We start from the raw sequence: 17,634 nt of genomic DNA, 5'->3' as shown, positions 1-17,634 counted from the left end.
GAGTCCGGCCCGGCGCGTGAGTGCCCCTGTGCCCTTACCTCTTGCGGGCCGTGGCCTTCTTGGCGGTGGTGGTGCGAGCCGCGGACTTCTTGGCGGGGGCCTTCTTGGCCGTCGCCTTCTTCGCCGGAGCCTTCTTGGCCGTCGCCTTCTTGGCGGTGGTCTTCTTCGCCGCGGAGGTCTTGGCGGCGCCCGTGGTCTTCTTGGCCGTCGTCTTCTTCGCGGTCGTCTTCTTCGCGGTGGCCGTGGTCTTCTTGGCCGTCGTCTTCTTGGCGGTGGCCGCGGTCCTCTTCACGGCGCCGGTCGCCTTCTTGGCGGTCGTCTTCTTCGCCGCGGCCTTCTTGACGGTCGCGGAAGCTCCGCCGGTCAGGCTGCCCTTGGGCGCCTTCTTGACGGCGACCTCGCCGCCGCGCGGGAGCTTCTTCGAGCCGCTCACCAGGTCCTTGAAGCCCTGGCCCGCGCGGAAGCGCGGAACGGAGGTCTTCTTGACCCGAACCCGCTCGCCCGTCTGGGGGTTGCGAGCGTAGCGGGCCGGACGGTCGACCTTCTCGAACGAACCGAAGCCGGTGACCGAAACCCGGTCCCCCGCGACGGTCGCGCGGACGATGGCGTCCAGGACCGCGTCGACAGCCTCGGCGGCCTGCTGACGGCCACCGACCTTGTCGGCAATCGCTTCTACGAGCTGCGCCTTGTTCACGTCTTCCCCTTCGGAGACATTGCCAGAACGAAAGTGTTCAAGCTTTTTCGCACGTTAGGCAGATATATACCGCAAATCAAACACGAAACGGGCTAATCACCCGTGCGCCGCAACGAACTCGGCTGCCCCGGACGTGTTCAGCGGTCCTCTTCGGGGAATCGCCCCTCCTCGAGGTCCGCGGTGAACGCCTCCAGACGCCTTGCCGCGTCGGCGAGATCGTGCTTGGCCGCGGCCGTAATGACCAGCAGCTTCCGGGTCAGCGCCATCCGTACGCCCTCCGGGACTTGCAGTGCGCGCACCGTTGTGTGCGCTTCCTTCAGTTGGTCCGCGACTGCCGCATAGAGCTCGAGTTGGCCGTCGTGTTCCATGCACAGATTGTGCCATCTGGGGCGAGTTGTCGCCTGCGGGGGTCGCAACTGATGCCTCAAACGGCCTTCCGGACTCCGGCGGAAGTCGCGCCTACAGGACCCGGCTACCCCGGCAACAACCGTCCTAACGTGGGAAGTTGAGGACAACGGCGCCGGCCCCCGAGGCTGCTCGGACCCAGACACAGCTGTACCCCCGATCGGGCTGATCGGGGGTACAGAGGGGGTGCTTCGGTGGCCGAAACCCGTCGCGTTCCGGTTCTCCTGGTCCGGTCCGGGTCAGACCTTCAGCGTCCGCGGCTTGTACGAGGGGCGCTTGGCCTCGTACGTCGCGATGTCCGCCTCGTTCTGGAGGGTGATGGAGATGTCGTCCAGCCCGTTCAGCAGCCGCCAGCGGGAGTTCTCGTCCAGCTCGAAGGAGGCGGTGATGCCCTCGGCGCGCACCTCGCGGGCCTGAAGGTCGACGGTGATCTCGGTCTGCGGGTCCTTCTCGCTGAGTTCCTGCAGCGCGTCCACGATCTTCTGGTCCAGGACCACCGTGAGCAGGCCGTTCTTCAGCGAGTTGCCGCGGAAGATGTCGGCGAAGCGGGAGGAGATCACGGTCTTGAAGCCGTAGTTCTGCAGCGCCCAGACGGCGTGCTCACGGGAGGAGCCGGTGCCGAAGTCGGGGCCGGCGACCAAAACCGTGGCGCCCTGCCGCTCGGGGCGGTTGAGGATGAAGTTCTCGTCCTTGCGCCAGGCCTCGAACAGACCGTCCTCGAACCCGTCCCGCGTGACCTTCTTGAGCCAGTGAGCAGGGATGATCTGGTCGGTGTCCACGTTGGAGCGGCGCAGCGGGACGGCCCGGCCGGTGTGCGTGGTGAATGCTTCCATGTCTCTCAGACTCCAGCGGGCGTACGGGTCTCGGCGTCGGACAGGTCGGCCGGGGAGGCCAGGTGGCCCAGGACCGCCGTCGCGGCGGCGACCTGCGGCGAGACCAGGTGCGTACGGCCGCCCTTGCCCTGCCTGCCCTCGAAGTTGCGGTTGGAGGTGGACGCGGAGCGCTCACCGGGGGCCAGCTGGTCCGGGTTCATGCCCAGGCACATCGAGCAGCCCGCGTGCCGCCATTCGGCGCCGGCCTCCTTGAAGACGACGTCCAGGCCCTCGGAGACGGCCTGCAGACCCACCCGCGCGGAGCCCGGGACGACCAGCATCCGTACGCCGTCGGCGACTTTGCGGCCCTTCACGAGCTCGGCGGCGGCGCGCAGGTCCTCGATACGGCCGTTGGTGCACGAACCTACGAAGACGGTGTCCACCTTGATGGAGCGCAGCGCCTGTCCGGCCTCCAACCCCATGTATTCCAGGGCCTTTTCGGCGGCGTGGCGCTCCGAAGCGTCTTCGTACGAAGCAGGGTCGGGGACGTCCGCCGAAAGCGGCGCGCCCTGACCGGGGTTGGTGCCCCAGGTGACGAACGGCGACAGCGACGCGGCGTCGATGACGACCTCGGCGTCGAACTCGGCGCCCTCGTCCGTCTTCAGCGTCTTCCAGTACGCGACCGCGGCGTCCCAGTCCTCGCCCTCGGGGGCGTGGGCACGGCCCTTGATGTACTCGAAGGTCGTCTCGTCGGGGGCGATCATGCCCGCGCGGGCGCCGGCCTCGATCGACATGTTGCAGATGGTCATCCGGGCCTCCATCGAGAGCTTCTCGATGGCGGAGCCGCGGTATTCCAGGATGTAGCCCTGGCCGCCGCCCGTACCGATCCTGGCGATGATCGCCAGGATCAGGTCCTTGGCCGTGACGCCCTCGGGCAGCTCGCCGTCGACCGTGATCGCCATGGTCTTGGGGCGGGCCAGCGGCAGCGTCTGGGTGGCCAGCACGTGCTCGACCTGCGAGGTGCCGATGCCGAACGCCAGCGCGCCGAAGGCGCCGTGCGTGGAGGTGTGGGAGTCACCGCACACGACCGTCGTACCGGGCTGGGTCAGACCCAGCTGCGGGCCGACGACGTGCACGACGCCCTGCTCGACGTCGCCGAGCGAGTGCAGGCGCACACCGAACTCGGCGGCGTTCTTGCGCAGCGTCTCCAGCTGGACCCGGGAGACCGGGTCCGCGATCGGCTTGTCGATGTCGAGGGTCGGGGTGTTGTGGTCCTCGGTCGCGATGGTGAGGTCGAGACGGCGCACCGGGCGACCGCTCTTGCGCAGACCGTCGAAGGCCTGCGGGCTGGTCACCTCGTGCAGGAGGTGCAGATCGATGAAGAGGAGGTCGGGCTCGCCCTCGGCGCGCCGGACGACATGGTCGTCCCAGACCTTCTCCGCGAGTGTCCTACCCATCGCTTTCCCTCCGGCCGGCAAACGTCCACCGGCCCAACTAGAGATCTTGAGGAGACGGCACCCGGCCCCTGTTCACGGGCATCCGTCATCCGGCCCGTTCGGTCTGCGGGCCGCCGTGCATACAAGGGTTGCGCGTCTCACGGAAAAAGGAACTTGCGTTTCACAGAGTGAGACGTGAGTATCGTTTCATGGACAACAGCAGCGGCGTGGGCGTTCTGGACAAGGCAGCCCTTGTCCTCAGCGCCCTGGAGTCCGGGCCGGCCACCCTCGCGGGACTGGTGGCGGCCACCGGACTGGCACGACCGACGGCCCACAGACTGGCCGTGGCCCTGGAGCACCACCGTATGGTGGCACGCGACATGCAGGGCCGTTTCATCCTCGGCCCTCGGCTGGCGGAGCTGGCCGCGGCGGCGGGCGAGGACCGCCTCCTCGCGACCGCGGGCCCGGTGCTGACCCACCTCCGGGACATCACGGGCGAGAGCGCGCAGCTCTACCGCCGCCAGGGCGACATGCGCATCTGCGTCGCCGCGGCGGAGCGCCTGTCCGGCCTTCGGGACACGGTCCCGGTCGGTTCGACGCTCACGATGAAGGCCGGTTCCTCGGCGCAGATCCTGATGGCCTGGGAAGAGCCGGAGCGCCTGCACCGGGGCCTGCAGGGTGCCCGCTTCACCGCCACCGCACTCTCGGGCGTACGACGCCGCGGCTGGGCCCAGTCCATCGGCGAGCGGGAGCCGGGCGTCGCCTCCGTCTCCGCGCCCGTCCGGGGCCCCTCCAACCGCGTGGTGGCCGCCGTCTCGGTCTCCGGCCCCATCGAGCGCCTGACGCGCCACCCGGGCCGTATGCACGCCCAGGCGGTCATCGACGCCGCCGCGCGCCTCTCCGAGGCCCTGCGCCGCACCGGCTGACCGGCGCCAAAACCCTTCGGGCACAGCCGAGGAGGGCCCGCCCCAACGCCGCGGCAGACCCTCCCCGTTCCCCGATCCCCCTGGTCAGCCAGTCTTCCGGCCCGCCCCCGCCGACCGGTGCGCGAACCGGTCCTCGGCATACCGCCCGCGCTTGTCCAGCGGCACCTGCCCGTGCGCGCCCGCGAGGCCCACGGCCGGCATGTCGAAGTAGATCGACTCGTACGACCCCTCGGGCACCACGTACGCCTCGTGCCACAACCCCACGTGCCCGCGCACCTTCCCCGCCCGCTCCTTGCGGTTGACGATCCCCCACACGCGGTGGTGGAACATGTCCGGCGAGGCGGCGTACGCGTAGAGCTTCTCCTTGCTCTCCCAGTACTGGACGATGTAGTACGTCCGCGGCGAGGCCGTCAGCACGACGCGCCCCAGCAGCCCCCGGTCGGCGTCCCGCGCAAGCTCCCCAAGCATGCGGAACATCGACAGCATGACCGGCAGCCACTGGTGCACCGCCCAGAAGTGGTTGACCCGCATCCCGATGAGCAGGACCACCACATCGCCTTCGGCATCCGCGGTGGTACGGCCCGGCACCGGTTTCGCGAACATGGCGACCCCTCCTCCACATGGGATAGCGGCACTATCCTCCTGGACGGTGCTTGGATAGTGGCACTTCCCAAGGAGAGGCGCAAGAGATGCGGCTGGCCGAGCTCAGCGAGCGCAGTGGGGTGTCCACCGCGACGATCAAGTACTACCTGCGTGAAGGGCTGTTGGCGCCCGGCCGGCAGATCAACGCGAGGACCGCCGAGTACGACGGGGAGCACCTGCGCCGGCTTCGGCTGGTGCGGGCGATGATCCAGGTGGGCGGGGTACCGGTGGCGAAGGTGCGCGAGGTGCTCGGGCACGTGGACGACGACTCCCTGGGCCGGGCGATCCGCCTCGGCGCGGCACTGTGGGCCCTGCCGCAGGTGCCGGAGCCGGACGAGGACGACGAATACGTCCGGTCGGCACACGAGGAGGTCAGCACCCTCCTGGACCGGCTCGGCTGGGAGAACGCCAAGCGGCTCACGACCATCTCCCCCGCCTACCGCTCGCTGGTGGTGGCGGTGGCCGCGTTCCGCCGGCTCGGCTACGAATGGGGCGCCGAACTCCTCATGTCGTACGGGACGTTGATGCACGAGACCGCGAAACTCGACCTGGACTTCGTGGAGACACATCCGTCCGAGGCGGAGAAGGTGGAGACGGCCGTACTCGGTGCCGTGCTGACCGAGCCGATGCTGCAGGCACTGCGGCGGCTGGCCCAGGAGGAGGAGACGACGCGGCGGTACGGCTTCGGTTAGCCGCCGCCGGACACGAAAGAAGGCCCCCGCCGAAGCGAAGGGCCTTCTTGTTGTACCCCCGACCGGATTCGAACCGGCGCTACCGCCTTGAGAGGGCGGCGTGCTAGGCCGCTACACAACGGGGGCGTGGATCTTGCGTTTCCGCAGATCCGAGCTGGTCTACCTGGACTCGAACCAAGAATGACGGTACCAGAAACCGTAGTGTTGCCAATTACACCATAGACCAAGGTGATTTAGAGTAAATCGTACCCCCGACCGGATTCGAACCGGCGCTACCGCCTTGAGAGGGCGGCGTGCTAGGCCGCTACACAACGGGGGCCCTAGCGATCCTGCATGAGAGACGGCGGGTGCGACCCTGACCGCCTTCCTGGGAAGGATCTGTACCCCCGACCGGATTCGAACCGGCGCTACTGCCTTGAGAGGGCAGCGTGCTAGGCCGCTACACAACGGGGGCTTTGCGGATGTGTTCCGCGGTTGCAGATTCTGGATGATCTGCGAGCTGGCCTACCTGGACTCGAACCAAGACTAACGGAACCAGAAACCGTCGTGCTGCCAATTACACCATAGGCCACTGGAACTCAAGCCCCTGCGGGGATCTCGTTCTAGCTTGCGCCTCCGGTTCCCGGCCTTCCGGCCCGCTCTCCGGCGGCGCAGGAAGAACATTACCCGAAGGTGGACGGGGCTCCAAAACGGGTATCGGCGCCGAGGAGCGCGGGGAGTTCGGCGAGGGAGGCGATCCGGTGGGGGCCGGAGGGAGCGTCGCCGCCGGTGGACATACCGGCGCGGTCGATCCAGACGGACAGCAGCCCGGCGTCGGCGGAGCCACGCCCGTCGATCTCCGGATGGTCGCCGACGTACGCCACCTGGTGCGGGGCCAGCTCCAGGGCGTCGCAGCCCGCGAGGAAGGCGCCGGCCTCGGGCTTGGAGACGCCCAGTTCGGCGGCGCACAGGATGACCTCGAAGCGGTCGTGCACGCCGAGGGCGCGCAGCTTGCGGTCCTGGACATGGATGCTGGAGTTGGAGAGCACGGCGTGCCGGTGGCTGGCGGCGAGGGCGTCCAGGGCGGGCAGGACGTCCGGGAAGAGGGTCCAGACGGTCTCGTAGTGGTTGAGGTACCGCTGGAACCACGCGTCGGCCTCGGCGTCGGTCAGCTCCTCGCCCAGGAACACCCGTACCCGGTCCCGGCGCTGCCCCTCGAAGGACACCTCGCCCGCTGAGAAACGCGCCCACTGGACATCAGTGATCTGCCGCCAACGCACGAGGGCCTGCTCGACGCTGTCGTACGCGTCGAGCAGGCCCTCGGCCGTCAGGTGTATGCGCATCCCCTTGCGGTCCGCCGTCGTGTAGTCGAAGAGGGTGTCGTCGACATCCCAGATCACGGCCCGAATGCTCATGATCCGACGGTAACGCGGGGTGGGTGAACGCGTCTTCCGATTGAGTCAGGCCGCCAGCTTCGCCAGTGCCGCGTCGATGCGGGTCAGCGTCTTCTCCTTGCCCAGGATCTCCAGGGACTCGAAGAGGGGCAGACCGACGGTGCGGCCGGTGACGGCGACACGGACCGGGGCCTGGGCCTTGCCGAGCTTGAGGCCGTGGGCCTCGCCGGCGGCCAGGACGGCCTCCTTCAGCGACTCGGCGGAGGTCCAGTCGGCGGACTCGAGCTTCTCGCGGGCCGTGCGGAGCAGGGCGTCCGAGCCCTCCTTCATCGCCTTCTGCCAGCTCGCCTCGTCCTCCACCGGCTCCGGCAGGAAAAGGAAGTCCACGTTGTCCGTGATCTCCGACAGGACCTTCACACGGGTCTGGGCGTGCGGGGCGACCGCCTGCCACTTGGCCTCGTCGAAGTCCTCCGGCTCCCACGGGGCGAACGGCGCCCGCAGCCACGGTGCGCAGCGCTCGGTGAAGTCCTTCACATCCAGCAGACGGATGTGGTCGGCGTTGATCGCCTCGCACTTCTTGAGGTCGAAGCGGGCCGGGTTGGGGTTGACGTCCGCGATGTCGAAGGCCGCCACCATCTCGTCGATCGCGAAGATGTCCTGGTCCGCCGAGAGCGACCAGCCAAGCAGCGAGAGGTAGTTGAGCAGGCCCTCGGGGAGGAAGCCGCGCTCGCGGTAGAGGTTCAGCGACGACTCCGGGTCGCGCTTGGAGAGCTTCTTGTTGCCCTCGCCCATCACGTACGGCAGGTGGCCGAAGTGAGGGGTGCTCTTGGCGATTCCCAGCTCGGTCAGCGCCTTGTACAGCGCGATCTGGCGCGGGGTGGAGGAGAGCAGGTCCTCGCCGCGCAGGACGTGGGTGATCTCCATCAGGGCGTCGTCGACCGGGTTGACGAGGGTGTACAGCGGGGCGCCGTTCGCGCGGACGATGCCGTAGTCCGGCACGTTCTCCGGGGTGAACGTCAGCTCGCCGCGGACCAGGTCCGTGAAGGTGATCGTCTCGTCGGGCATGCGGAAGCGGACGATCGGGGTACGGCCCTGGGCCTTGTACTCCTCGACCTGCCCGGCGCTCAGGTCACGGCAGTGGCCGTCGTAGCCGGAGGGCTTGCCGGCGGCGCGGGCGGCCGCGCGGCGGGTGTCCAGCTCCTCCTGGGAGCAGTAGCAGTGGTACGCGTGACCCGCGTCCAGGAGCCTGCCCGCGATGTCCTTGTACAGGTCCATGCGCTGCGACTGGCGGTACGGCGCGTGCGGGCCGCCCACCTCGGGGCCCTCGTCCCAGTCGAAGCCCAGCCAGCGCATCGCGTCGAGCAGCTGGTTGTACGACTCCTCGGAGTCGCGGGCCGCGTCGGTGTCCTCGATGCGGAAGACGAGCGTGCCCTGGTGGTGCCGGGCGAACGCCCAGTTGAACAGGGCGGTGCGCACCAGGCCCACGTGGGGGTTACCGGTGGGCGACGGACAGAAACGGACGCGAACTGGGGAGCCGGGTGCGCTAGCCACGCTTGACAACCTTGTTGGTGAGAGTGCCGATGCCTTCGATGGTGACGGCGACCTCGTCGCCGACGGTGAGCGGTCCGACGCCTGCCGGGGTGCCCGTGAGGATCACGTCGCCGGGGAGCAGCGTCATGGCCTCGGAGATGTTGACGATCAGATCCTCGATCGAGTGGATCATCTCGCTGGTGCGGCCGAGCTGGCGTTGCTCGCCGTTGACCGTGAGCTGGATGGTCAGGTCGCTCGCGGCGGCGATGTCAAGGCCTGTCTCCACCCACGGGCCCAGCGGGCAGGAGGTGTCGAAGCCCTTGGCCCGCGCCCACTGCTTCTCGCGCTTCTGGACGTCGCGCGCCGTGATGTCGTTGGCGCAGGTGTAGCCGAGGACGACGTCCTTGACGCGCTCGCGCGGGACCTCGCGGCACATACGGCCGATGACCACGGCCAGCTCGGCCTCGTGGTGCAGGTCCTCGGTGAAGGACGGGTACTGGATCTCGTCGCCGGGGCCGATCACCGAGGTGGAGGGCTTGAAGAAGGCGAACGGGGCGTCGGGCACCTCGTGGCCCAGCTCGCGCGCGTGCTCCGCGTAGTTGCGGCCGAAGGCCACGACCTTGTTGGGGAGCACCGGCGGCAGCAGCCGGACCTTGCTCAGCGGAACCTTCGTACCGGAGAGCTCGAAGTCCGCGAACGGGATGCCCTTGATGATGTCGAGGACGAGCTCGTCCGGCTTGTCACCCTCGACCGCGCCGAAGGCGACGTTCCCGTCGATGGAGAATCTGGCGATGCGCACGGGATCCTGCGCCCCTCACTGAGAACCGGCGTACTGACGCCCCAGGTTAACCGGTCGGGCCGTGCGCCGTTCGGCTGGCCCGGCGCACCATGCAGCCCTTTTCCGGCCAGAAATGCACTGTCTTTCGGCCAGAGAAGCCGCCTTAACGGAATACAGAATTCCGGAAGATACTTACAACGGGGCATTTCCGCAGAGAGTGATCTCGTGACCGTGAAATCTATTGATTCGGCCATGGGGGAGCCATAGGCTGATCGCCGCGAAAACCATCGAGTTCGCAACAGAGAGGACCCCATGAAGGTATCTCGAAGCTTCCGTGCCCTGGCTGTCGCGATTCCCGCCACGGCCGCCGCGGTATTGGGCATGGCACCCCTGGCGCACGCCGACGCCGGACCGTACTGCCTTGACTCGCAGAAGAACTGCGGAGTCTTCTTCTACAACAGTGGACTGTCGGGTTCGTTCACCGCGTTCAGAGGCACCAGCGTGTCCAATCTCGCCGGCTACACCTTCCTGACTTCGGGAGCCGGTAAGGGCGTGGCCGTGAAGAACAACGCGGCTTCGTTCAGCAACCAGAGCATCGACAACATCGCAACGGTCTTCTTCAACAGCGGATATTCGGGCGCCTGCGACACATTCGCTCCGCTCACGGCCGCCGACCGACTGCACAACACCTACAACGAGAACGCCTCCATGGGCTTCGCCCGGAGCGGCACCAACTGTTACAAGTGGAACTAGGGCTGCGGCAACGACGCCACTGACGAACGGCATCCACCCCGCGCGGGGCGCCCGGCCCTGCGCGGGGCTCCCCCAGAGGCATCCCTCAGAGGCATCCCAGAGGCGTTTGGAATCATGAAGCGTTCGGCGATCCCCGCCCTGTCCCTCGCCCTCCCTCTCTGCCTTGCCCTGCTGACGGGCTGCGCCTCCCACGACTCCTCGGGGCGGGGCCCGGCCACCACCCCCGGGGCACCGGAGCCGTCCACCGGCGGCACGACGCCCGGCAGGGCCGACTACACCTACCGGTTGCCGATCGCGGCGTACAGCTACAGCGACGCCGAATACGAGGTCATCGAAAGCGCCCAGCAGGTGATGGCGCGGGATTGCATGAAGAGCTTCGGACTTCCCTACCGGCCGCCCGGGAAATCGGCACCGGCAGCCACCTCCGACCGGCGGTACGGACTGTCGAACATGGACGACGCGAACCGCTACGGATACCGGCTTCCACCGCAGCCGCCCGAGCCGGAGCCGAAACTCACCGCGGACCAGAAGAAAGTCCTCTACGGATCGCGAAGCAGGGAAATATCAGGGGATAAAAACGGCAAGCTGGAGTACCGGGGAAAGGCTGTGCCGGACACGGGCTGCCTGGGGTCGTCCATCAAGAAGTTCGCCGAACCCTACGCGTACCCGGCGGGAGTTACAGCGGCCAGCAACATCTCCACCGACAGCTACAAGGATTCCCTGCGGGACCCCGAAATGAAGTCGCTCTTCACCCGCTGGTCCGCCTGCATGAAGGAGAAGGGGTACGAGTACGCCTCTCCGATGGACCCGTTCCGCACGCCCGCGTTCACCCAGGGGGAAGTGACTCAGAAGGAGAGGAAGACGGCGGCTGCCGATGTGACGTGCAAGCGCAGTACGAATCTCCTGGAGTCCTGGCTGGATACCGAGACGCGGATCCAGAAAGGAATGATCCGGAAGAACACCAAGGTGCTGCAGCGGTTGGAGGAGCTGCACCGGCAAAAGGTGGACGCGGCCAGGAAGTTGACGGGCGGAGCGTGACCGCCCCGGCCGCGCTACTCGGCCGCGGAGGCCGCCACCGCACCGGCCGGCACGTCCATCAGAATGGTGCGTCGCGGGTTGGCCGTCTGGGCCGGAAGGTCGACGGAGTGCTCCGGCTGCTGCGGGGCCTGCAGCGCGTCGGCGTCCTCGAGGTGCGCCAGCGTCGTGCGCCGCGGGTTGGCTATGTTGCGGAACATCATCGTCGTCTTCACTGTTGTACGTGACCTTGTCGTCTAGGGGCGCCCGACCAGGCCAAAGGGCCTTTTGCCCGAGCGCGGTTGTCAAAACGTTACGTCTTGTAAAGCGCCAGACTAAACATGCAATTCCCGTCCGGAGACGGGGAGACCCCTTGATCGGCGTGTGAGTTTGCTCACGGAGTGGCGGACAAACCGGTCAATTCAGGCCCACAACCCACCCCAACGAAACGGACATTGACCCCCTGAAGCCATCATTCCGCTCCTGATCATGGCGACTGGGACACCGTCCGATCCCGTGCAACTCGCGGGCATACGTCCGTTATGCGGGCGATCCCCTTCTACGGCTGGTGACCCGACACTCACGTGCTGTCACGTACGTCACGGCATGACCCGCGAGCCTTGTTGGAGATCCTGCTCTGTGCTGGAATGCCACGGACCGCCGCGGGATCGAGCCGGCGCACAGGGGGCGCAACGAGCGCCGCGTGACGGCGAGAAGGGGGAGCCAGCTCCGGTCACTCACGACCAACAGGGGGCGCGTTCAGGGCGCTCTCCAATACGCCGACACCGTGTCCTTCCGTTCAAGCGGAGGGGTGCCTGGTCCAGAGGTTGCGACGCTAGTGCAGGGACGTTTCAAGAGGGATGGCAGTGCTTCGGCGGAGCCGGAGCCGCACGGCGGGACTGGCCCCAATGCCGGCAGTTCCTCGCCCCAGCACGCCCAGAACCAGGGCCTGGCGTCCGGCGACGGCGGTGAGCGCTCGTTGCGCCCCGGTGCGTCCGGACCTTCCGGGTCCTCCGGCACCACTCCCCCGCCGGTCAAGCCGCCGAAGGGCCCGGGCGGCCCCGGATCGCGCGTAGCACTGCGCAACTGGCGTATCTCCACGCGCCTGGTGTCGCTGCTCGCGCTCCCCGTGGTGGCGGCGACCTCGCTGGGCGCCCTGCGCATCAGCGACAACATGGACGACATCCAGCAGCTCGACAACATGAAGCTGCTGACGGACATGACCAAGCAGGCCACCGAGCTGGCCGCCGCGCTCCAGGAGGAGCGCGACCAGTCCGCCGGCCCGCTGGCGCACGGCTCGAACGGCAGCGCGTACACGGTCAAGGGCTACCGCGACAAGACGGACCGGGCCGAGCAGAACTTCAAGGACGCCGCCGAACAGATCGACGTCTCCGGCGAGGACAACCACCTCCAGGGTGTGCGCGAGAGCCTCGTCAGCGTCGTCAGCGACCTGGGCTCGCTGGAGAAGGTCCGGGCCGGCGCCTACGAGACGCGGCTCAACTCGTCCCAGACCGTCGAGTCCTACCACCGCCTCATCACGCACCTGCTGGACCTCTCGCAGGACATGGCGGAGGCCACCAGCAACCCCGAGATGATCCAGCGCACCCGCTCGCTGGCCGCGTTCTCCTCCGCCAAGGAGTACGCGTCCGTGCAGCGCGCGGTCCTCGCGGCGGCGCTTCCCGCGAACAACACGACAGTCGGCAAGCTCTCGGAGAACGACCGGCTGTACGCCGAGTCGGCGCTGCAGAGCCAGGGCTCCGAACTGCGCAGCTTCAAGAGCATCTACGGCACGGACTCGGCGGTCGCCCTCCTCAAGCCCATCGAGGAGAACAACGCGACGATCACGGCCACCGACAAGTACGCCGGCCGTGCCCTCGCCTCCACGGACGGCCTGTCCGACCTGCCGAAGCGGTCGTACCAGGACTGGGTGGACGACAGCTCGACCAAGATCGAGCAGATGAAGAAGATCGAGCACACGCTGCTCGAGGACATGGAGCAGAAGGCCCGCGAGCTGCGCTCTGCCTCCGAGCGCGAGGCGATCATCTCCGGTGCGCTGATCCTGCTCGTCCTCGGTGTCTCGCTCGTCGGCGCCTTCGTGGTGGCCCGGTCCATGATCCGCTCGCTGCGCCGGCTGCAGGAGACCGCCACCAAGGTCGCCCAGGACCGGCTGCCCGAGCTGGTAAAGCAGCTGTCCGAGTCGGACCCGCAGGACGTCGACACCTCCGTCGAGTCGGTCGGTGTGCACTCCAAGGACGAGATCGGCCAGGTGGCCGCGGCCTTCGACGACGTGCACCGCGAGGCGGTCCGCCTCGCCGCCGAGCAGGCCCTGCTGCGGGGCAACGTCAACGCGATGTTCACCAACCTCTCGCGCCGCTCCCAGGGTCTTATCCAGCGCCAGCTGTCGCTGATCTCCGAACTGGAGTCCCGCGAGGCCGACCCGGACCAGCTGTCCTCGCTGTTCAAGCTCGACCACCTCGCGACGCGCATGCGCCGTAACGGTGAGAACCTCCTCGTCCTCGCGGGTGAGGAGCCCGGCCGCCGCTGGACCCGCCCGGTCCCGCTGGTCGACGTGCTCCGCGCCGCCGCGTCCGAGGTGGAGCAGTACGAGCGCATCGAGCTGGCCGCCGTACCGACCACCGAAGTGGCCGGACGAGTCGTCAACGACCTCGTGCACCTGCTCGCCGAGCTGCTCGAGAACGCGACCTCGTTCTCCTCGCCGCAGACCAAGGTCAAGGTCACCGGTCACGCGCTGCCCGACGGCCGCGTCCTGATCGAGATCCACGACACCGGCATCGGCCTCTCCCCCGAGGACCTCGCGGCGATCAACGAGCGGCTCGCCTCGCCGCCCACCGTGGACGTCTCCGTCTCCCGCCGCATGGGTCTGTTCGTGGTCGGTCGTCTGTCGCAGCGCCACGGCATCCGCATCCAGCTGCGCCCCTCCGACTCCGGTGGTACGACCGCGCTGGTCATGCTGCCCGTCGATGTCGCCCAGGGCGGCAAGAAGCCGCAGCCCAAGTCGGGTCAGGGCGCCCCCGTGAGCGGCGGTCCGGCCGCCGCGCAGGCCGCCGCCGGTGTGGCCGCGGCACGACGCCAGGCCGGTGCCGCCGGCGGCGCCCCCGGTGGCCCCCTCGGCGCGGGTGCGCCGGGCGGTGGTGCTCCGGGCGGTGCGCTCGGTGCCGGTGCCCCCTCCGGTGGAGGTCGGCTGGGTGCCGCTCAGGGTCCGCGTGCCGCGCTGCCGGGTGCCGGTGGCAACGGCGGCGGCCGTCCGGGCGCGCCGGCCGGACAGCATGGCCCACAGTCCCCCGCAGCCCCGCAGCAGGGCCGGCCGTCTCCCGCGGGTGCGGGCGCCGGCTTCGGTCAGGCGCCGGGCGCGCCGCAGGGCCTGCAGGCCGCGGGCACGGGCCAGGACAGCTTCGGCGGCGCTCGTGGCGCCGTACCGCCGCAGTCCCCGGCCCCCGGCAACGCCGGCAACGCCGGCAACGAGCAGGGTGGGCGTGGTGGCGGCCGGCGTGGCCGTCAGCCGCAGCTGCCGGGTCGCGGTGGTCCGCGGGCCGAGCTGCCGGGCGGCAACCCGCAGCCCCGTACGCCGAGTTGGAGCGACGAGAACGCGCAGCCGCCGGTGCCGCGTGCCTCGCTCGACACCCCGCGCGGTCACGACGAGACCTCCCGGATGCCCCGTATCGACGACCGTCAGGGCCTCGGCTCGACGTCGGAGATGCCGGCGATCCCGCGGAGCGACGGCCGTCAGGGTCCCGGCTCCCCGACCGAGTTCTCCCAGGGCACCGCCTCCGACTTCCCCCGCCCCGACTTCGGTGTACCGGCACCGGGCAACCCGCAGCACACGGGCCAGTACGGCCGTCCCGGCGCGGACTCGCCGCAGAACACCGGCCAGTACGCCCAGCAGGACTTCGGTGCGCCGCAGCCGGGCACGAACGGTTCACAGGACACGGGGCAGTTCGTCCGCTCGGACGTCTTCGGCCCTTCGAACGGGCAGAACGGCCAGAACAACCCGAGCAACCCGGCCAACACGGGCCAGTTCGCGAGCCCCCAGGCGTACGGGTACGACGGCAGCTCCACGGGCCAGTTCCCCGCGCCTGGCTACGACGGCGGCTCCACCGGCCAGCACTCGCTGCCCGGTCGCGCGAACCCCGGCAGCACCGGGCAGTTCGAGCGCCCGCAGTCGGGCGGCAACCAGGGCGACTTCGGTGCCCCGCGGCCGCCGGCCCCGTCGCGTCCGCAGCAGCGGCCCGCCCGCCAGGAGCCTGAGGCGCTGCCTCCGGCGACCGGCCCGGGCGACGGTCGTACACCGCTGTACGACACGCTGGAGACCAACTGGTTCCACGGCAGCGAGCAGAGCAACGGCTCCGGGCAGCAGGGCAACGGCTCCGCGGCGCAGCAGCAGCCGGCTCCGGCCTCCGCCCCCGCACCGGAGCACTCCTCCTCCCCACAGCGTCCCGCCACCTCTTCCTGGCGCGCCTCACCGAACGACGACCTCGTCCGGCAGGCGGAACGCGTCAGGCAGCCGGCGGCGGGCGGCGTCACCACCTCCGGCCTGCCGCGCCGGGTGCCCCGGGCGAACCTCGTCCCGGGCACGGCTCAGCAGCAACAGCACCAATCCGGTCCGGCTGTCTCGCGTACGCCTGACGACGTACGCGGCCGGCTGACCAATCTCCGTCGGGGCATCGCGCAGGGTCGCCAGGCCGGTACCGGCCAGACCGGCAGCTTCCCGAGCCCCACTCACCAGCAGGAGCGTTAGTTGAGCCAGATGAGCCAGGCGGCACAGAACCTCAACTGGTTGATCACCAACTTCGTGGACAACACCCCCGGGGTGTCCCACACCGTCGTCGTGTCGGCGGACGGTCTCCTTCTGGCGATGTCGGAAGGCTTCCCCCGCGACCGGGCCGATCAACTGGCGGCCGTCGCGTCCGGTCTCACCTCGTTGACGGCCGGGGCCTCCCGGATCTTCGAGGGGGGCAGCGTGGCGCAGACGGTCGTCGAGATGGAACGCGGTTTTCTCTTCCTCATGTCCGTCTCGGACGGCTCGTCCCTCGCCGTACTGGCGCACCCCGAGTGCGACATCGGCCTGGTCGGCTACGAGATGGCACTGCTGGTCGACCGGGCGGGCGCGGTGCTCACACCCGACCTCCGCGCCGAACTGCAAGGCAGTTTGCTCCACTGATCCTCACCGCACCACCCGTCTCACCAAATCACCGTCCGGCCGCCACAATCCCCCCATCGGCCTTTTCGACGGCACGACTGACCGACATGCTGTCCCGCCCGGAGGATTCATGACCCCGCCCACCGCCTCTCATGATCCGTACGCGGAGCCGTACGAGGATGAGGGCGACCAGCCGCTGGTACGTCCTTACGCGATGACCGGCGGCCGGACGCGGCCGCGCTATCAGCTCGCCATCGAGGCGCTGATCAGCACGACGGCCGACCCGGCAGCGCTCATGGGGCTGCTCCCGGAGCACCAGCGCATCTGCCACCTGTGCCGTGAGGTGAAGTCGGTCGCCGAGGTGTCGGCGCTCCTGGCCATGCCACTGGGTGTGGCCCGGATTCTTGTCGCGGACCTGGCTGAGGCCGGGCTCGTCGCCATCCACCAGCCTGGTGGCGACGAGACGACCGGTGCGCCGGACGTGACACTGCTCGAAAGGGTGCTCAGTGGACTTCGCAAGCTCTGACGGAGGGCGGGCGACCACCTCCGCGAAGATTGTGGTGGCGGGTGGCTTCGGCGTGGGCAAGACCACGTTCGTCGGCGCCGTCTCGGAGATCAACCCGCTGCGCACCGAGGCCGTCATGACGTCTGCCTCGGCGGGCATCGACGATCTCACGCACACCGGTGGCAAGACGACCACCACGGTCGCCATGGACTTCGGACGCATCACCCTGGACCAGGACCTGATCCTGTACCTCTTCGGTACGCCCGGCCAGGACCGCTTCTGGTTCATGTGGGACGACCTGGTCCGCGGCGCGATCGGCGCGATCGTGCTCGTGGACACCCGGCGTCTCGCCGACTGCTTCCCCGCGGTCGACTACTTCGAGAACTCGGGCCTCCCGTTCGTCGTCGCGCTCAACGGCTTCGAGGGGCACCAGCCGTACGCCCCCGAGGAGGTGCGCGAGGCTCTGCAGATAGGCCCCGACACCCCGATCATCACGACCGACGCGCGCCACCGGGCCGACGCCAAGAGTGCGCTGATCACGCTGGTCGAGCACGCTCTCATGGCGCGGCTGCGGTAGATCGTCTTCAAGTCGGCAACGCCGTACGGCAGTTGTCGTAGGAGCACCGGAGTCGGCTGTGGCGTTTGACACGGTCGACCCCGGTGTTCATAACGTTTTGACAGTGGAATCGCGTGGTACGGCCACGGGTGGTTGTCAACCGGTGCCGCTGCGCACACGAAAGCCCCGCCATTTGGCGGGGCTCGTTCTTTATGACCGTTTTATCTGGGGCTTACATCACACGGAATCCTCGCTTTCCACTGTTTGGAAGAGCGCAGGTCGTCGTGCTGGAATGCGTGAACTGCCCAATAGTCAAAGACGTACTCAGTAGTACTGCGTACTCAGTGGCGTACTGGGCTC

Annotated in this window: 17 protein-coding genes and 5 tRNA genes; 8 read left to right on the top strand and 14 right to left on the bottom strand. The window is 68.7% G+C overall.

Going from position 1 to position 17,634, the window contains the following annotated elements:
• Positions 1–34 precede the first annotated feature (34 nt).
• From OG870_RS32575 to leuC, 4 genes are all read right to left on the bottom strand, one after another.
• A complete protein-coding gene (locus OG870_RS32575; RefSeq protein ID WP_266590216.1) occupies positions 35–694 on the bottom strand; it encodes an HU family DNA-binding protein in 660 nt (219 codons plus the stop codon).
• Between the two features lie 137 nt (positions 695–831).
• Positions 832–1,062 carry a hypothetical protein gene (locus OG870_RS32570; protein ID WP_266522065.1) on the bottom strand — a complete coding sequence of 77 codons (231 nt, stop codon included), beginning with the start codon at positions 1,060–1,062 and terminating at the stop codon, positions 832–834.
• A gap of 276 nt (positions 1,063–1,338) precedes the next feature.
• On the bottom strand, positions 1,339–1,932 hold the full coding sequence (leuD, locus tag OG870_RS32565) for a 3-isopropylmalate dehydratase small subunit (RefSeq protein WP_266522064.1): 594 nt from the start codon (positions 1,930–1,932) through the stop codon (positions 1,339–1,341).
• A gap of 5 nt (positions 1,933–1,937) precedes the next feature.
• Complete coding sequence (gene leuC, locus OG870_RS32560) at positions 1,938–3,368, bottom strand: 3-isopropylmalate dehydratase large subunit (protein WP_266590214.1); 1,431 nt, start codon at positions 3,366–3,368, stop codon at positions 1,938–1,940.
• A gap of 188 nt (positions 3,369–3,556) precedes the next feature.
• Here leuC and ndgR point away from each other — a divergent pair, with 188 nt between their 5' ends.
• Entirely contained in the window at positions 3,557–4,273 is a 717-nt protein-coding gene (gene ndgR, locus OG870_RS32555) for an IclR family transcriptional regulator NdgR (RefSeq protein WP_007384919.1), read from the top strand.
• Positions 4,274–4,357: 84 nt separating this feature from the next.
• Here the strand turns inward: ndgR and OG870_RS32550 are convergent, their stop codons facing one another.
• Positions 4,358–4,876, bottom strand: coding sequence for a DUF4188 domain-containing protein (locus OG870_RS32550; protein ID WP_266590212.1), 519 nt, complete (start codon positions 4,874–4,876; stop codon positions 4,358–4,360).
• 86 nt (positions 4,877–4,962) lie between these two features.
• Between OG870_RS32550 and OG870_RS32545 the strand changes: the two genes are divergently transcribed.
• A complete protein-coding gene (locus OG870_RS32545; RefSeq protein ID WP_266926487.1) occupies positions 4,963–5,607 on the top strand; it encodes a MerR family transcriptional regulator in 645 nt (214 codons plus the stop codon).
• A 53-nt stretch (positions 5,608–5,660) separates the two neighbouring features.
• On the opposite strand, the gene OG870_RS32540 is transcribed toward OG870_RS32545, so the two are convergent.
• From OG870_RS32540 to OG870_RS32505, 8 genes are all read right to left on the bottom strand, one after another.
• Positions 5,661–5,733: transfer RNA gene (locus tag OG870_RS32540), tRNA-Glu, on the bottom strand.
• 28 nt (positions 5,734–5,761) lie between these two features.
• Positions 5,762–5,833, bottom strand: a tRNA-Gln gene (locus tag OG870_RS32535).
• Positions 5,834–5,853: 20 nt separating this feature from the next.
• Positions 5,854–5,926 (bottom strand) — tRNA-Glu (locus OG870_RS32530).
• Between the two features lie 62 nt (positions 5,927–5,988).
• Positions 5,989–6,061: transfer RNA gene (locus OG870_RS32525), tRNA-Glu, on the bottom strand.
• Between the two features lie 45 nt (positions 6,062–6,106).
• Positions 6,107–6,178, bottom strand: a tRNA-Gln gene (locus OG870_RS32520).
• 91 nt (positions 6,179–6,269) lie between these two features.
• Positions 6,270–7,001 (bottom strand): HAD family hydrolase, encoded by a 732-nt coding sequence (locus tag OG870_RS32515; protein ID WP_327691776.1) that lies wholly within the window; start codon positions 6,999–7,001, stop codon positions 6,270–6,272.
• Between the two features lie 45 nt (positions 7,002–7,046).
• The gene (gene gltX, locus OG870_RS32510) at positions 7,047–8,531 is read right to left on the bottom strand and encodes a glutamate--tRNA ligase (RefSeq protein ID WP_327691775.1); all 1,485 of its coding nucleotides are present in this window, start codon (positions 8,529–8,531) and stop codon (positions 7,047–7,049) included.
• Complete coding sequence (locus OG870_RS32505) at positions 8,524–9,309, bottom strand: fumarylacetoacetate hydrolase family protein (RefSeq protein WP_266590206.1); 786 nt, start codon at positions 9,307–9,309, stop codon at positions 8,524–8,526. The genes gltX and OG870_RS32505 overlap by 8 nt, the downstream gene beginning before the upstream one ends.
• Before the next feature lie 291 nt (positions 9,310–9,600).
• Here OG870_RS32505 and OG870_RS32500 point away from each other — a divergent pair, with 291 nt between their 5' ends.
• On the top strand, positions 9,601–10,041 hold the full coding sequence (locus OG870_RS32500; protein ID WP_266522047.1) for a hypothetical protein: 441 nt from the start codon (positions 9,601–9,603) through the stop codon (positions 10,039–10,041).
• Positions 10,042–10,155: 114 nt separating this feature from the next.
• Complete coding sequence (locus OG870_RS32495; protein ID WP_266522044.1) at positions 10,156–11,079, top strand: hypothetical protein; 924 nt, start codon at positions 10,156–10,158, stop codon at positions 11,077–11,079.
• Positions 11,080–11,093: 14 nt separating this feature from the next.
• Here the strand turns inward: OG870_RS32495 and OG870_RS32490 are convergent, their stop codons facing one another.
• Positions 11,094–11,291: a hypothetical protein gene (locus tag OG870_RS32490; protein WP_266522042.1), complete on the bottom strand. Its 198-nt coding sequence runs from the start codon at positions 11,289–11,291 to the stop codon at positions 11,094–11,096.
• 602 nt (positions 11,292–11,893) lie between these two features.
• Here OG870_RS32490 and OG870_RS32485 point away from each other — a divergent pair.
• The 4 genes from OG870_RS32485 to OG870_RS32470 all read left to right on the top strand — a co-directional run bounded on the left by OG870_RS32485 (position 11,894) and on the right by OG870_RS32470 (position 17,295).
• Positions 11,894–15,811 carry a nitrate- and nitrite sensing domain-containing protein gene (locus OG870_RS32485; RefSeq protein WP_327691774.1) on the top strand — a complete coding sequence of 1,306 codons (3,918 nt, stop codon included), beginning with the start codon at positions 11,894–11,896 and terminating at the stop codon, positions 15,809–15,811.
• A gap of 9 nt (positions 15,812–15,820) precedes the next feature.
• The gene (locus OG870_RS32480) at positions 15,821–16,234 is read left to right on the top strand and encodes a roadblock/LC7 domain-containing protein (protein ID WP_003993189.1); all 414 of its coding nucleotides are present in this window, start codon (positions 15,821–15,823) and stop codon (positions 16,232–16,234) included.
• Positions 16,235–16,343: 109 nt separating this feature from the next.
• Positions 16,344–16,739: a DUF742 domain-containing protein gene (locus OG870_RS32475; RefSeq protein WP_016432454.1), complete on the top strand. Its 396-nt coding sequence runs from the start codon at positions 16,344–16,346 to the stop codon at positions 16,737–16,739.
• Positions 16,720–17,295 (top strand): GTP-binding protein, encoded by a 576-nt coding sequence (locus tag OG870_RS32470; protein WP_266522034.1) that lies wholly within the window; start codon positions 16,720–16,722, stop codon positions 17,293–17,295. Before OG870_RS32475 ends, OG870_RS32470 begins: the two co-directional genes overlap by 20 nt.
• Positions 17,296–17,634 lie beyond the last annotated feature (339 nt).

It is taken from the genome of Streptomyces sp. NBC_00461, from assembly GCF_036013935.1.
Taxonomy (GTDB): Bacteria; Actinomycetota; Actinomycetes; order Streptomycetales; family Streptomycetaceae; genus Streptomyces.
The sequence above is the reverse complement of the archived record's forward strand: the minus strand, read 5'-3'. Positions and strand labels throughout refer to the sequence as shown.

Coding starts and splice junctions, on each gene's coding strand:
- OG870_RS32550 (WP_266590212.1), bottom strand. CDS start 4,876: ATGTTCGCGAAACCGGTGCCGGGCCGTACCACCGCGGATGCCGAAGGC.
- OG870_RS32570 (WP_266522065.1), bottom strand. CDS start 1,062: ATGGAACACGACGGCCAACTCGAGCTCTATGCGGCAGTCGCGGACCAA.
- OG870_RS32475 (WP_016432454.1), top strand. CDS start 16,344: ATGACCCCGCCCACCGCCTCTCATGATCCGTACGCGGAGCCGTACGAG.
- OG870_RS32495 (WP_266522044.1), top strand. CDS start 10,156: ATGAAGCGTTCGGCGATCCCCGCCCTGTCCCTCGCCCTCCCTCTCTGC.
- ndgR (WP_007384919.1), top strand. CDS start 3,557: ATGGACAACAGCAGCGGCGTGGGCGTTCTGGACAAGGCAGCCCTTGTC.
- leuD (WP_266522064.1), bottom strand. CDS start 1,932: ATGGAAGCATTCACCACGCACACCGGCCGGGCCGTCCCGCTGCGCCGC.
- OG870_RS32480 (WP_003993189.1), top strand. CDS start 15,821: ATGAGCCAGGCGGCACAGAACCTCAACTGGTTGATCACCAACTTCGTG.
- OG870_RS32515 (WP_327691776.1), bottom strand. CDS start 7,001: ATGAGCATTCGGGCCGTGATCTGGGATGTCGACGACACCCTCTTCGAC.
- leuC (WP_266590214.1), bottom strand. CDS start 3,368: ATGGGTAGGACACTCGCGGAGAAGGTCTGGGACGACCATGTCGTCCGG.
- OG870_RS32545 (WP_266926487.1), top strand. CDS start 4,963: ATGCGGCTGGCCGAGCTCAGCGAGCGCAGTGGGGTGTCCACCGCGACG.
- OG870_RS32500 (WP_266522047.1), top strand. CDS start 9,601: ATGAAGGTATCTCGAAGCTTCCGTGCCCTGGCTGTCGCGATTCCCGCC.